This window comes from Bradyrhizobium sp. NBAIM18, from assembly GCF_020193825.1.
In the GTDB taxonomy this organism is placed as follows: Bacteria; Pseudomonadota; Alphaproteobacteria; order Rhizobiales; family Xanthobacteraceae; genus Bradyrhizobium; species Bradyrhizobium yuanmingense.
Genome location: NZ_JADYVO010000007.1, coordinates 391,405 through 404,147, shown reverse-complemented (window position 1 = coordinate 404,147; position 12,743 = coordinate 391,405). Strand labels below are relative to the sequence as shown.

At 65.2% G+C, this 12,743-nt stretch carries 11 protein-coding genes; 5 read left to right on the top strand and 6 right to left on the bottom strand.

Going from position 1 to position 12,743, the window contains the following annotated elements; all coding sequences use genetic code 11:
• The 3 genes from I6F17_RS19085 to I6F17_RS19075 all read left to right on the top strand — a co-directional run.
• The coding region (locus tag I6F17_RS19085; RefSeq protein WP_225190439.1) for a phosphatase PAP2 family protein at positions 1-1,076 on the top strand (1,076 nt) is incomplete at its 5' end.
• A gap of 36 nt (positions 1,077-1,112) precedes the next feature.
• Positions 1,113-3,113 (top strand): hypothetical protein, encoded by a 2,001-nt coding sequence (locus I6F17_RS19080; protein ID WP_036014987.1) that lies wholly within the window; start codon positions 1,113-1,115, stop codon positions 3,111-3,113.
• A gap of 259 nt (positions 3,114-3,372) precedes the next feature.
• The gene (locus I6F17_RS19075) at positions 3,373-4,251 is read left to right on the top strand and encodes a DMT family transporter (protein ID WP_036014986.1); all 879 of its coding nucleotides are present in this window, start codon (positions 3,373-3,375) and stop codon (positions 4,249-4,251) included.
• Here I6F17_RS19075 and I6F17_RS19070 read toward each other — a convergent pair.
• Together I6F17_RS19070 and I6F17_RS19065 are read right to left on the bottom strand one after the other, a co-directional pair.
• Complete coding sequence (locus I6F17_RS19070) at positions 4,248-4,439, bottom strand: hypothetical protein (RefSeq protein ID WP_225113058.1); 192 nt, start codon at positions 4,437-4,439, stop codon at positions 4,248-4,250. The two genes, I6F17_RS19075 and I6F17_RS19070, sit on opposite strands and share 4 nt — an antisense overlap.
• Before the next feature lie 31 nt (positions 4,440-4,470).
• Complete coding sequence (locus I6F17_RS19065) at positions 4,471-5,628, bottom strand: MFS transporter (RefSeq protein WP_225130729.1); 1,158 nt, start codon at positions 5,626-5,628, stop codon at positions 4,471-4,473.
• A gap of 164 nt (positions 5,629-5,792) precedes the next feature.
• On the opposite strand from I6F17_RS19065, the gene I6F17_RS19060 reads away from it, so the two are divergent.
• The gene (locus I6F17_RS19060) at positions 5,793-7,052 is read left to right on the top strand and encodes an adenylate/guanylate cyclase domain-containing protein (RefSeq protein WP_225130732.1); all 1,260 of its coding nucleotides are present in this window, start codon (positions 5,793-5,795) and stop codon (positions 7,050-7,052) included.
• A gap of 114 nt (positions 7,053-7,166) precedes the next feature.
• On the opposite strand, the gene I6F17_RS19055 is transcribed toward I6F17_RS19060, so the two are convergent.
• Positions 7,167-8,411 carry an MFS transporter gene (locus tag I6F17_RS19055; protein ID WP_225130733.1) on the bottom strand — a complete coding sequence of 415 codons (1,245 nt, stop codon included), beginning with the start codon at positions 8,409-8,411 and terminating at the stop codon, positions 7,167-7,169.
• 169 nt (positions 8,412-8,580) lie between these two features.
• On the opposite strand from I6F17_RS19055, the gene I6F17_RS19050 reads away from it, so the two are divergent.
• A complete protein-coding gene (locus I6F17_RS19050; RefSeq protein WP_225130735.1) occupies positions 8,581-9,933 on the top strand; it encodes an Nramp family divalent metal transporter in 1,353 nt (450 codons plus the stop codon).
• Between the two features lie 65 nt (positions 9,934-9,998).
• Here I6F17_RS19050 and I6F17_RS19045 read toward each other — a convergent pair whose 3' ends face one another.
• From I6F17_RS19045 to hemB, 3 genes are all read right to left on the bottom strand, one after another.
• The gene (locus I6F17_RS19045) at positions 9,999-10,775 is read right to left on the bottom strand and encodes an arginyltransferase (protein ID WP_036014979.1); all 777 of its coding nucleotides are present in this window, start codon (positions 10,773-10,775) and stop codon (positions 9,999-10,001) included.
• A 68-nt stretch (positions 10,776-10,843) separates the two neighbouring features.
• Positions 10,844-11,386, bottom strand: coding sequence for an RDD family protein (locus tag I6F17_RS19040; protein ID WP_225130737.1), 543 nt, complete (start codon positions 11,384-11,386; stop codon positions 10,844-10,846).
• Positions 11,387-11,616: 230 nt separating this feature from the next.
• On the bottom strand, positions 11,617-12,678 hold the full coding sequence (gene hemB / locus I6F17_RS19035) for a porphobilinogen synthase (protein ID WP_225130739.1): 1,062 nt from the start codon (positions 12,676-12,678) through the stop codon (positions 11,617-11,619).
• Positions 12,679-12,743: the final 65 nt, after the last annotated feature.

Genomic DNA, 12,743 nt, shown 5'->3' with positions numbered 1-12,743 from the left:
GGGCAGGAGGTGCAGGCGGAGCGGGCGGCGCTGGAGGGGCCGGTGGGGCGATAATTGGCACGCTCGGCGACGTCTGGGCCAATCCCATCATGGTGGATGCACTCATCCACGCTCGCGAAGGGACAATCGTTGTTCCGGAGCGACCGACCTCTCCGTATTTTTACTACTACGCGCCGGCCTTGCCGGCGATCGAAGACCCAGCCCAATTGGATCGCTGGGAGCCGTGGGTGCGCGCCTACACGGCGGTCGGGGAGATGCTGCAGGGCATCACCCTTCAGGTGTCGGGCGCCGATCCGAACGCATTCCTGGTTCGCTCGCCCGCATACGTGATTGCGGAGTTAGGGCGTCCGGTCCAATCGACGTTTCAAGACCAGATTGAGATGGTCGTGAGCTGGGCCGAGCTGCGCAACGAACGCGCCACAGAAATCATAGCGCAGATCGATCCCCAGTATGCCTTCTGGTCCTCGATCGTCTACCTGCATCCCGAGAGGACCAGGCGGACATTCGAGCTCATCAACATGGTCCTGCAATTCTGCGTTTACGTGGAAATGCGCTTCAAGCATGCGCTGGGGTGCTCGCGTCCCGTGGAATACAACGCCCAGGTTCAGCCGATGATCACGACGCCGGGACACGGAAGTTTCCCGAGCGGACATGCGACGCAGGCTTACGCGGTAGCCTACGTGCTGAAACGGCTATTGAGCCTGCACAAGACGACATCCGGATTCCCGGAGATCGTCGAGCAGCTCGACCGGCAGGCCGCACGAATCGCAACCAATCGGGTCGTGGCCGGAGTCCATTTTCCAGTCGACAGCATGGCAGGGCGGATGCTGGGTATCGCCTTGGGCGAGTACTTCGTCGGCCGTTGTCTCGGGAGCACGGCAACCAAGAGCCGCAAATTCAACGCCAGCCACGCCGACAGTAACTCTCGCACGGATTTCAATCCCTTCCACGCTGACCAGGCGCTCAATGCCAACAAGTTCTATTCGGAAACCACAGGAGGGACTGTTACGCAGTCCCTCCTGATGAAGGAACTATGGGACAAGGCCTACTACGAAGTTTCGACAAGATTTCCGTAGGAAACACGTCCCTGCAACCGAAGTGGAGAGCATTCCATGGCCGAGGAATTGCCGAGATGCTTCGACCCGTACCTCCGGTACGCAATCGCGAGCGAATTTAAGAACTTCGATTTTTTCGACGAGCAGGAGTCCAAGCTATTCCTGTTCGTGGAGCTTAAGCACGCCGGGCTGGCCGATAATTTTGTGAGAGCCATGAGTCCTAGTGACTTCGGCGCCGAATTCGGGCTGACCAGCCCGAACTCGCGATATCTGACCATGCGGGCTTACATAAGGGCTGTCGAGAAGGACAGTTTCCGGGCGTGGGACGACAACGTATCCCGGGTCGAGCTGTCCCTCCCGTTGAAGCCGACGGCCATACAAAAGGGTGCGCAGCGCAACAGGTCCGCGAGCGAACAACCACCGACACCTCTCCTCATCGGCGTGATCGACGATGGCTGTCCGTTCGCGGCCGCTCAGTTTGTCAAAAGGATCGCGGGTGTCGCATCCGGGACACGCGTGCGCGGTGTCTGGGATCAGAACGAGCACGCAGGCCGAGTCCCGATCCCGGTAGGTGCCGACGTCTTTGGCGAGAAGCCGTTCGATTTCAATTACGGCCTCGAGTTCCTTCGAGACTCCATATCCGGCGTGGTTGGGCTCAACGACTGGATCCAGTTGCACAAGAGGGCAAACACGATCGACGAGGATGGCTGCTACGCGCGTGGAGGTTTCAAGACCCTCAAGCATCAGGCCTCGCATGGTGCACATGTAATGGATGTCCTCGCCGGACGCATTCCGCTCTCGGCACGCATCGCGCGCCGCGATCCGCCAAGTTGGCAGCCCGGAGATCCCCTGACCGATCCCGCTTGCGAAGCAGATATCGTGTTCGTGCAGTTTCCCGAGAGCTGCCTTCGTGACGCGACCGGCGTCTGGCTGAAGGGTTACGTCGCCGATGCAGTCGATTACATCATGTCATTTGTCGATTCTGGCACAACGAACGTGGTGATCAATGTCAGCTACGGGCCGACAACCGGACCTCACAACGGCACGTCGGAGCTCGAGGGCAAGCTGAGGGAGCTTGTCACCCACTATGACGGCGTTTCCGTAAGTCCAAAGCTCGACGTCTTCCTGCCTGCCGGCAACAACTATCTGAGCGATGGGCACATCCATTTCGTCAGGCAAACCATGGCAGAGCCCGACCATGTCGAATGGACGTGGCGCCTTCCCCCCGACAATACCGTGCTCTGCTTTGCCGAAGTCTGGATGAAGAAGAACTGCACGGACAATGTCATTGTTACGCTCACCTCGCCCGGCGGTCGTAGCTCCTCGTCGACTGCCGGTCCAGCGCCTCCCGGTCCCCCACCCCCGCCGCCCGCTGCACCGGCGCTTCCGCCCTATACCGGTGCGTATGCCCCCGTTGACTGGGGTGACAATAGGGTGTGGCTGATTGCGGTCGAGCCCACCATCGCGGGAGCCGGCATGGTGCCCGAGCATGGGAATTGGAAGATCAAGGTGGAGGGCATCGAGTTGGGGAGCGAGGTTCATGCCTATGTGGCACGTACCGATCCGAACATGAACATGCGCACGGGTGCGAAGCGTTCGTACTTCATCGACGCCGGATGGGAGGCGGGCCGCGCGGCCGAGGCCGGCTGCACGTATGCCGGTGGGGAATTTGACAAGACCGGCTCGCTTGTTTCTCGCCTGGGCACCCTCAACGGGATCGGTACGGACAGCGTCGCGGGTGTGCAGGTGGCCGGCGGCTACATTCTGTCGGCGCCGAAACGCAAGTCGCCTTATTCGTCGGCGGGCCCCGCACGAACCGGGCCGCTCCCACGGCGAGTTGGTCCCGACTATGCGCTGTTCTGCGACGAGTCAGATGCTCTGCAGGGTGTACGTGCCGGGGGCAATCGAAGCGGCGTGGTGTTTCGGCTCATCGGTACCAGTGCCGCCGCGCCGCAGCTGGCGCGATTGGTTGCGGATCGGCGACCGTTGACGGTGCACGATGCTCCAGCCAGTCCTCCGGACGAGAAGCGAGGTGATGGCGATCTCTATCCGCCGTGATGTGGGCGAAGAGCGCGCCAGCTGGAAGGGCATCCGGTCGGGGCAAGCTTCCGGCCGCCGCCGGCCTCGATGCAGAAGATCGCAGACACGCTCGCCAAGGAGAAGGCGCAGCTCTGGATCAACCACGACAACCGCCCAGCGCGACAGCCAGAGGATGGCGCCGGAGTTTTACCGACTGACCTTTCCCTGAGGCCGCTGCCACAAGGGTGGCAACAGCATCATGCTAGGGCCCGCGAAAGCTCCGTGACAGGAGAAGGTCGTGGGCGAGTGGGGCGGAGTTACGATCGCGCTTGTCTCGAGCAGCTTCGGCGGGACTGCCGCGGCCGTCACCCGCTACCTCATCGGCGGCGCCGATCCCGTCCTGCTCGCGGCCCTGCGTTGGGGGATCGGCTTTCTCTGCCTGTTGCCTTGCGCGTTTCTGCTCCGCGTGCGCTGGCCGCAGCGGCCGGACTGGCCCGCCGTGGCGCTGCTCGGCATCTGCTTCTTCGGCTTGTTCTTCACCCTCTACAACATTGCGCTGTCCTACACGACGGCCGCCCGCGCCAGTCTCGCGCTCGCGACGCTGCCGCTGCACACCATGTTGGTGGGCGCAGTCCTCGGCGTGGAGCGATTGACGGCGCGCAAGATGACGGGCGTGGGTATCGCTGTGCTCGGCGTGTCGGCGGCGCTGGCGGCTGGCCTCGCGCAAAGCCCACCGGGCGCATGGCGCGGCGAGTTGATCATGACCGGTGCGGTGTTCTGCATGGCGTTCTACAACGTGCTGTCGCGACCGCTGATGCAGCGCTCGAGCGCGCTCGGTTTTCTCACCGTCGGCATGGGCGTGGGCGCCGTCGTACTGGTGCTGGCGGGGTTGGCGAAAGGCAGCTTTGCAGCGCTCGAGCACTTCACGGCGGCGCAATGGATTGCCGGCGTTTATCTCGGCATCGGCGGCGGCGCGCTCGCCTTCATCCTCTGGGTCATGGCGCTGGCGCGGGCGACGCCGACCAGGGTCGCCAATACGATGACGGTCAATCCGATCGCCGCCGCTCTGTTGGCGGCGCTGCTGATCGGCGAGCCGATCACGCCCAATCTTCTAGCGGGGCTGGTCGCAGTGTTCGCCGGCATCGGGATTGCGACCAGCGAGTCGAAGGTGGCTTAGCCCTTCGGCGCGGTTGCTGTCGGCGGGCTCGCCTCCGGCGTCTTCTTCGGTTTCAGCGTGCCGGCATAGAACGAGATCAGCCAGACCAGGAGAATCGCGAGCAGATAAACGCCCCAGGCCTGCGGCGGCCTGGTCGCCCAGCGCAGGAGGCCGTTAAACGTGCGGGGCGGGCTGTCGTCGTCGCTCATGGCCCGCTTGTGCGCGAAAGCTCAGGTCTGGTCAATCCGGCCGCCGGCCGGCGCGGATCAGGAACAGCGCGGCCAGCGCCGAGAGGCTGAGCGCGGATGAGACGATCAGCACCTTGGCGCCCATGAGGTCGATGAGCAGGCCAAAGGCGAGCGGCGCCACCGCCTGCGCCATCCGTGCCGGCGCGCCGATGATGCCGAGGCGATAGCCGAAATCCTTCGGGCCGAAGATCGACAGCGGCAGGGTGCCGCGGGCGATCGTCAGAATGCCGTTGCCGGAGCCGTGGAACAACGCGAACGCGCTCGCCGCAGCGCCACCGAAAATCGCAACGATCACGGCGCCGAGCGGGTGGGTGAGGCTGGCGAGCCGCGTCGACCACAGCGGATGGAAACGGCTGAGGAAGCCGGCCTCCAGCATGCGGGCACCAACTTGCGCCGGCCCGATCAATGCGCCGGCCGCGATCGCCTCGGCTGGCGTTGCCCCCATCGTTTCCAGGATGCGCGGGAAATGCGCGGCCATCGCGCCGGTGACAGTCCAGACCGCCGCGAAGATGAAGGCCAGCAACATCATGGTGCGGTCGAGCGGCACATGCGGCTTCGCGGCCGCGGCTGCCGCCTGCTTGGCGCCCTTGATGACCGGCAGCATGAAGAAATTGAGCGGCAGGCCGATCAGGATATTGGCGGCGGCCCAGGCAAAACAGGTTTCGCGCCAGCCGATATGCGACAGGCCCCAGGCGGTGAGCGGCCAGCCGACGGTGGAGGCGAAGCCCGCCATCAGCGTGATGCCGGTGATCGGCCTGCGCGCCTCGGTGCCGTAGATGCGCCCCAAAGCGGCGAAGGCGGCATCGTAGAGCCCCATTGCCATGCCGATGCCAAGCACCAGCCAGGCGATCGCCATCACCATCACCGACTGCGAGATGCCAAGCAGCACGAGGCCGGCGGCAATGGTCACGTTGGACGCCGACAGCACCTGACGGCCGCCGACGAGATCGATCTGCCGTCCAATGCCCGGTCCCAGCATTGCGGAGATCACCAGCGCGGCCGAAAACGCACCGAAGATCCAGTTGGAGGAGACACCGAGCTCGCGTCCCATGGGATCGGCGAGTAGCGCCGGTAGATAATAGCTGGAGGCCCAGGCGAGGGTCTGCGTGGTGCCGAGCGCCAGGATGATCGGAATCTGGCGCTGGGTCATGTCCTCGTAATTCTGATCGGCCGTGTCATCGGCGCATTTGCCGCTCGCGGCGCGAGCGCGTCAACCGCGTCTGCGACATATTCGACCTGCTGCCGGCGGGAGCCTTTTGGGTTGTATGTGGACATCCGCCTTCCGCTCGTCACGAATGCACGCCATAATGGCGCATGCAATTAACCTCGCGCCTTACGCTGATGAACTGGCTGACCGGCCAGGGGCTCACGGGCCTGCCTGAAATTGAACTGCTCCGCGGCTTCTGCGAGCGTTGCTGCGCCGAGGGGCTGGAACTGTCGCGTGGCCTCGTCGTCATCGACACGCTGCATCCGATCTATGAAGGCCGCGGCTTCCGCTGGAGCGATCGTCCTAGCAACGAGAGCGATGCCTTCGAATACGGCTCGACCGCCGACGGCGACGCCGCCAAGAGCTGGCGCCGCTCGGTGTTCTTCCACATGCTCGAGAATGGCCACGACGAGATGGTAATCGATCTCGCCGATGCGCCGTCGATGAATTTCTCGCAGATCGGCGAGCTCGCCGAGAAGGGCCACAAGCACTATCTCGCCTTCGTCCACCGCTTCGGCGAGAACGGCGCGCTCGGCCTGATGGATTGCCTCTATTCCTGCTGGACCACCCGCCGCGCGAGCGGGTTCTCCGGACTGGAGCTGGAAGCGCTGCGCGATCTGGTTCCGGTGTTGGGGCTCGCGATCAAGTCGGCGCAGCAGGTCGACATCGCGCGCACGCTCGGCCGGGTCTATCTCGGCCGCGACGCCTCCGAGCAGGTGCTGCGCGGGCGCATCTCGCGCGGCGTCACCGAGCGCATCAATGCCGTGCTTTGGTATTCGGACCTGCGCGGCTCGACCGGGATCAGCGAGAGCATCGGTCCCGACGAGATCATCCCGTTCCTCAACGACTATGCGCAGGCCGTGATCGATCCGATCCACGAAGCCGGCGGCGACGTGCTGAAGCTGATCGGTGACGGCGTGCTCGCGATGTTCTGGGGCGAAGACATGGCGGATGCGCGGCGGGCCGCGCTCCGCGCCGAGCACCTGTTCCGCAAGAATGTCGCTGCGCTGAACGAACGGCGGGCAGCGGAGGGCCGTCCGACCACGTCAGCCTATATCGGCCTGCATGTCGGCGAGGTCTTCTACGGCAATATCGGCAGCGAGGACCGGCTTGATTTCACCGTGGTCGGCCCGACCGTCAACGAGGTCAGCCGCATCGCCTCGATGAGCCGCTCGGTGGATCGCGAGCTCTTGGCCTCGTCCGAATTCTACAACGGCCTAGATGCCGTCGGCCGCCGCTATCTCGTCTCCACCGGCCGCTACGCGCTGCGCGGCATCGGCCGCGCGCAGGATCTCTACACGCTTGATCCGGAAGTCGACGCGAGCGAGCCGGTCAGGGGCAGCTACGAGCGCTATCTGGCGGGTTAGTCTCCGCGGCCTCAACAGGCGCCGTCATGGCGAGCGCAGCGAAGCAATCGAGGGTCCCTCAACGGAGGGACCCTGGATTGCGTCGTCGCTACGCTCCTCGCAATGCACTTGTGGTCAGCACCGCGCCGCCGCCTCGTCCCCCACCATGTCCGGCTGCCGGTCCAGTCCCACTGCCGGTGACAGCAGGATCACCAGCGCCTGCACGCCGAATACCGCCGCGGCGAGATAGAGGCATGCCTCCGCGCTCCAGAGGCCGCCGACGAGCGCGCCCAGCACTGAACCGAGCGGGCGGGCGCCGTAGCTCATGATGTTGATGGCGGAGACGCGGCCGAGCAGGCGCGGCGGCGTCACGGACTGGCGCAGCGTCGTGGTCGAGATCACCCATAGGATCGGGCCGACGCCGAGCAGGAAGAAGCTCAAGCCCGCGAGCCAGGGCGAGGGGACCAGCACCGTCAGCGCCATCACCACGGCGGCGACAAAGCCGGTGACGGGGCCGAGCCCCACCACGGTGCCAAAGGCGATGCGCTTCATCACGCGCGTGGCGAGGAGCGCGCCGATCACCATGCCGACGCCGTACATCGTCAGCACCGTGCCGACACCGGCGGCGCTCAGACCGAGATGGCGCACGGCGTAAGGCACGAACACCGCAATCTGCAGGAACCAGCCGGTGTTGAAGATGAACTGGGTGATGAAGACCGGCCGCAGCAGCGGATGGTGAAACACGAAGGCCGCGCCCTCGCGGATCTCTTGGAGCGGATGCCGCCGGGGCGCCGGCGCACGTGCGGGCTCGTAGATGCCGGAGAGCAGCACGACCGCGATGGCGGAGAGCGCCGCGGCAAAGCCGAACGCCGGGCTCGCGCCCCACCACCCAACCAGCGCACCGCCGAGTGCAGGCCCGCTGGCGAAGGCGATGGTGCGCGCCAGCTCGATGCGCGCATTCGCCGCCGGCAACAGGTTGGAGCTCACCAGCGAGGGCACCAGCGCCGGTGCTGCCACGCTGTAAACGACGGTGCCGCACACGGCGGCGAAGCCGAGCAGGGCCAGCAGCGGCAGGTTGAGGGCTCCCAGCGTGAGCAGCAGCACGACGGCCGCGAGCGCCACCGCCCGCAGCGCCTCGGCGCTCGCCATCAGCCTGCGGCGGGAAATTCGGTCTGCAAGCACGCCGGCGGGGATGGCGAACAGGACGAAGGGCAGGGTGAGCGCGGTCTGCAGCAGGCCGGTCTGGCCTTCGGCCACCCCCAGCGTCAGCACGGCGACGATGGGCGCTGCCGCGAGCGCAATCTGCTCGGCCGACTGCGCTGCGAGATTGGACCAGGCGAGGCGGTTGAAAGTGTCAGGAAGGCGAGGCGGCGTTGACATGGCGCATATCCCGTAGAGGCGAATTTGCGCCAATGTTGGCCCCCGATGACCACCAAACCCACCCGCTTCCCGACAAGAGGCGATTTCCGCGGTCGGCGGCGGGAACGCCCGCCGCTAGATGCAGTTGCAAATGAGTTGCAATAAGAACGAAGTTGGGTATTCTGCCGATATGGATGCCCGATCACCCCACATGACTCCCGACCTCGCCGGCTGGCGCGCCGACGCCCCCACCACCAAGAGCCTCGCTGAGGTCAATTCCACAGTCGCCATTCCGGCCGCCGGCCGGTGGTGGCGGCGGTTGCTGGCCTTCGTCGGGCCGGGCTACCTCGTCTCGGTCGGCTACATGGACCCCGGCAATTGGGCGACCGATCTCGCCGGCGGGTCGAAGTTCGGCTACACGCTGCTCTCCGTCATCCTGATCTCGAATTTGATGGCGATCCTGCTCCAGTCGCTGGCGGCGCGGCTCGGCATCGTCACCGACCGCGATCTCGCCCAGGCCTGCCGCGCGTCCTATCCGCCCGCGGTGAACTTCATGCTGTGGGTCGCCTGCGAGGCGGCGATCATCGCCTGCGATCTCGCCGAGGTGATCGGCACGGCGATCGCGCTGAAGCTGCTGTTCGGCATTCCCCTGATCGGGGGCGCATTGATTGCAGCCCTCGACGCCTTCCTGCTGCTGCTGCTGATGAACCGGGGCTTCCGCTTCCTGGAGGCTTTCGTCATCGCGCTGCTGGTGGTGATCGCCGTTTGCTTCGCGGTGCAGATCGCGGCGGCGGCTCCGCCGGTGGCAGAGGTCTTGCGGGGCTTCGTGCCCAAGAGCGAGATCTTCACCAATTCCGACATGCTCTACATCGCGATCGGCATCATCGGCGCCACCGTGATGCCGCACAATCTCTACCTGCACTCCTCGATCGTGCAAACGCGCGCTTATGAACGCAACGACACCGGCCGGCGCGAAGCGATCAAATGGGCGACGACGGACTCGACCATCGCGCTGATGCTGGCGCTGTTCATCAACGCCGCGATCCTCGTCGTCGCTGCTGCGACCTTCCACAAGAGCGGCCACTCCGACGTGGCCGGGATTGAGCAGGCGTTCGAGCTGCTGTCGCCGCTGCTCGGCCTCGGCATCGCCTCGACGCTGTTCGCGGTGGCGCTGCTCGCCTCGGGCCTCAACTCGACGGTCACCGCGACGCTCGCCGGCCAGATCGTGATGGAGGGCTTTCTCGATCTGCGCCTGCCGAGCTGGGCGCGCCGCCTCTTGACCCGCGGCATCGCCATCATTCCCGTGATCATCGTCACCGCGATCTACGGCGAGCGCGGCACTGCGGATTTGCTGGTGTTCAGCCAGGTCGTGCTGTCGATGCAGCTGCCTTTCGCAGTGATCCCGCTGGTGCGCTTCGTCTCCGACCGCCGCAAGATGGGCAAGTTCGCGATCCCGATGTCGGTTGCCGCGGTCGCCTGGATCGTCGCGGGCATCATCGTGATTTTGAATCTGAAGCTGCTGGCAGATACGTTTTTTGGGTGAGTAGCGAATGGCGAGTAGCGAGTGGGGGGTGTCATCCTATTCGCTACTCGCGACTCACCATTCGCTCAGTCCTGCGGTTCGGACGCCGTGTCGCCCTGCGCGTCGATGCGGAGCCAGCCTGACGGGGCGAGGCGCTGCTGCGGCAGGAAGCGGGCCTTGTAGTCCATCTTCTTGGAGCCTTCGATCCAGTAGCCGAGATAGACGTAAGGCAGCCCTTGTCGTCGCGCACGGGCGATATGGTCGAGGATCATGAAGGTGCCCATCGAGCGGCTGACCTGGCCAGGCTCGAAGAACGAATAGACCATCGACAGGCCGTCGCTGAGGACGTCGGTGAGCGCCACTGCGATCAACTCCTCGCCCCGGCCGGTGATGCCGCTGTCGGGGCCGCGCTTGCGGTATTCGATAATGCGGGTCTCGACGTGGCTGTCCTCGACCATCATGGCGTAGTCGAGCACGGTCATGTCGGCCATCCCGCCGTGGCGGTGGCGGGCGTCGAGATAGGCGCGGAACACCGAATATTGCTCGGAGGTCGGTACCGCGCTGCGCTGCTCGCCGATGATGTCGGCGTTGCGGGCCATCACCTTGCGGAAGTTGCGCGAGGGGCGGAACTCGTTGGCGATGACTCGGACCGAGACGCAGGCCCGGCACTGGTCGCAGGCGGGACGGTAGGCGATCGACTGGCTGCGGCGGAAACCGCCGTGGGTGAGCAGGTCGTTGAGGTCACCGGCGCGGTCCCCGACCAGATGCGTGAACACCTTGCGCTCATGTCGGCCCGGCAAATACGGGCAGGGTGAGGGCGCCGTGAGGTAAAACTGGGGGGTGTCGCGCGAGTGCTGGGTCAAGGGACGTCGTGGGCCTCCGAAACAGGCATCAGCATCGCGCTCCAAGAGCCCCCGGTCAATCGATTAGCTCACCACGTCCGCGCCGCCTGCGGTGCGGGTATGCGAACCGAATTGTTGATCACGACCGTTCCCAGCACGAAATCGTGCAGCAGGCGACGGCGGCTGTTGAACAGGCCGACCAGCACCACGAAAGGTGTCAGGAACGAGACCGTCACCCAGAACAGCACGGCATGGGTGGCGCCGAGCACGAAATAGCCGGGCACGCCGTACCAGGTGCGCAGCTCCAGATCCATCAGGCGCATGCCGACCGTGGCAGACGAGGGTCCGCCGATGCTGGCGCCGTAATAGACGATGGCCCAGATCACGGAGGCCGGCCAGGCGATCCAGAACAGCGCCCAGCCGATGCCGAGGGTGACCACGCCGAACAAGGCGATGAAGATGTAGCCGAGGATCACCGGTACCGAGATCACGACCATGTCGATCAGGAAGGCGAACACCCGCCGCGTCGCGACGCCCCGGAACAGTTCCGGATGCAGGTCAGGGTCGTAGGCATGCGGTTGCATGGCGCCGTCATTGCGCCAGCCGCCTGAATTGCCCGAGTTGTACGACATGGTCCGTTCTCCCAGCGAAGCTCCCCTCGCAGGACATGGGAACAGGCCATGCCCGTGCCAAGGGCGCGCGGGCGGCAGCAAGCCGAAATATTCCGGCGATTCGGGGGCGGTGGATCGGGCGGTCCTGAAGGGTGGGCAAAGGCGCGCTTGCGCCGTGCCCACCATTGCCCGCCGACTTACACGATGGATGAATCGGTGGGCCCGCTTCGCTTGGCCCACCCTACGACAGCTTACGTCTGGCCCCGCAGCTTCTCCGCCGCCTTCGGCGCGAAATAGCTCAGCACGCCGTCGGCGCCGGCCCGCTTGAAGGCGAGCAGGCTCTCCATCATGGCACGTTCGCCGTCGAGCCAGCCGTTGTTCGCGGCGGCCACGATCATCGCGTATTCGCCGGAGACCTGGTAGGCGAAGGTCGGCATGGCAAACGTGTCCTTCACGCGGCGGACCACGTCGAGATAGGGCATGCCGGGCTTCACCATCACCATGTCGGCGCCCTCGGCGATGTCGAGCTCGACCTCGCGCAGCGCTTCATCGGTATTGGCGCTGTCCATCTGATAGGTGCGCTTGTCGCCGGTGAGCGTCTTGGCCGAGCCGATGGCGTCGCGGAACGGGCCATAGAAGGCGGAGGCGTATTTCGCGGCATAGGCCATGATCTGCACGTCGAGCTGGCCGGCGCGGTCCAGCCCCTCGCGGATCGCGGCGACGCGGCCGTCCATCATGTCGGAGGGCGCGATGATGTCGCAGCCGGCTTCGGCCTGCACCAAGGCCTGACGCACCAGCACGGCGACCGTCTCGTCATTCAGGATCTTGCCGTCGGAGATCAGTCCGTCATGGCCGTGGCTGGTGAAGGGATCGAGCGCGACGTCGCAGAGGATTCCGATCTCGGGAAACTCCTTCTTGATCGCGCGCACGGCCTGGCAGACCAGGTTGTTCGGGTTGGTGGCTTCCGAGCCTTCCTCGTCGCGCAAAGAGGGATCGGTATAGGGAAACAGCGCGATGCAGGGGATGGTCAGCTTCATCGCGCGCTCGGCCTCGCGCACGGCCTGGTCGACGCTAAGGCGGTCAACGCCCGGCATCGAGGCGACCTGCTCACGCTTGTTGGTGCCGTCGATCAGGAACAGCGGCCAGATCAGATCGTCGGTGGTGAGGACGTTCTCGCGCACCATGCGTCGGGCCCACTCGGCCTTGCGATTGCGGCGCGGACGGACGGTCAGATCGAGGGCATGCGGCACCGCGGTGCTGTCCCGGCGCGAAACGTCGCGCAATTCGATCGGACGTCCGTATTTGATCGCCATTACTCTTCCTCCGGCTGGAATTATTCTTATACCAGCTCGCACGGTTCCCGTCACCGCGGCTTGAC

Coding starts and splice junctions, on each gene's coding strand:
- I6F17_RS19060 (WP_225130732.1), top strand. CDS start 5,793: ATGCAATTAACCTCGCGCCTTACGCTGATGAACTGGCTGACCGGCCAG.
- I6F17_RS19055 (WP_225130733.1), bottom strand. CDS start 8,411: ATGTCAACGCCGCCTCGCCTTCCTGACACTTTCAACCGCCTCGCCTGG.
- I6F17_RS19070 (WP_225113058.1), bottom strand. CDS start 4,439: ATGAGCGACGACGACAGCCCGCCCCGCACGTTTAACGGCCTCCTGCGC.
- I6F17_RS19040 (WP_225130737.1), bottom strand. CDS start 11,386: ATGTCGTACAACTCGGGCAATTCAGGCGGCTGGCGCAATGACGGCGCC.
- I6F17_RS19080 (WP_036014987.1), top strand. CDS start 1,113: ATGGCCGAGGAATTGCCGAGATGCTTCGACCCGTACCTCCGGTACGCA.
- I6F17_RS19065 (WP_225130729.1), bottom strand. CDS start 5,628: ATGACCCAGCGCCAGATTCCGATCATCCTGGCGCTCGGCACCACGCAG.
- hemB (WP_225130739.1), bottom strand. CDS start 12,678: ATGGCGATCAAATACGGACGTCCGATCGAATTGCGCGACGTTTCGCGC.
- I6F17_RS19050 (WP_225130735.1), top strand. CDS start 8,581: ATGGATGCCCGATCACCCCACATGACTCCCGACCTCGCCGGCTGGCGC.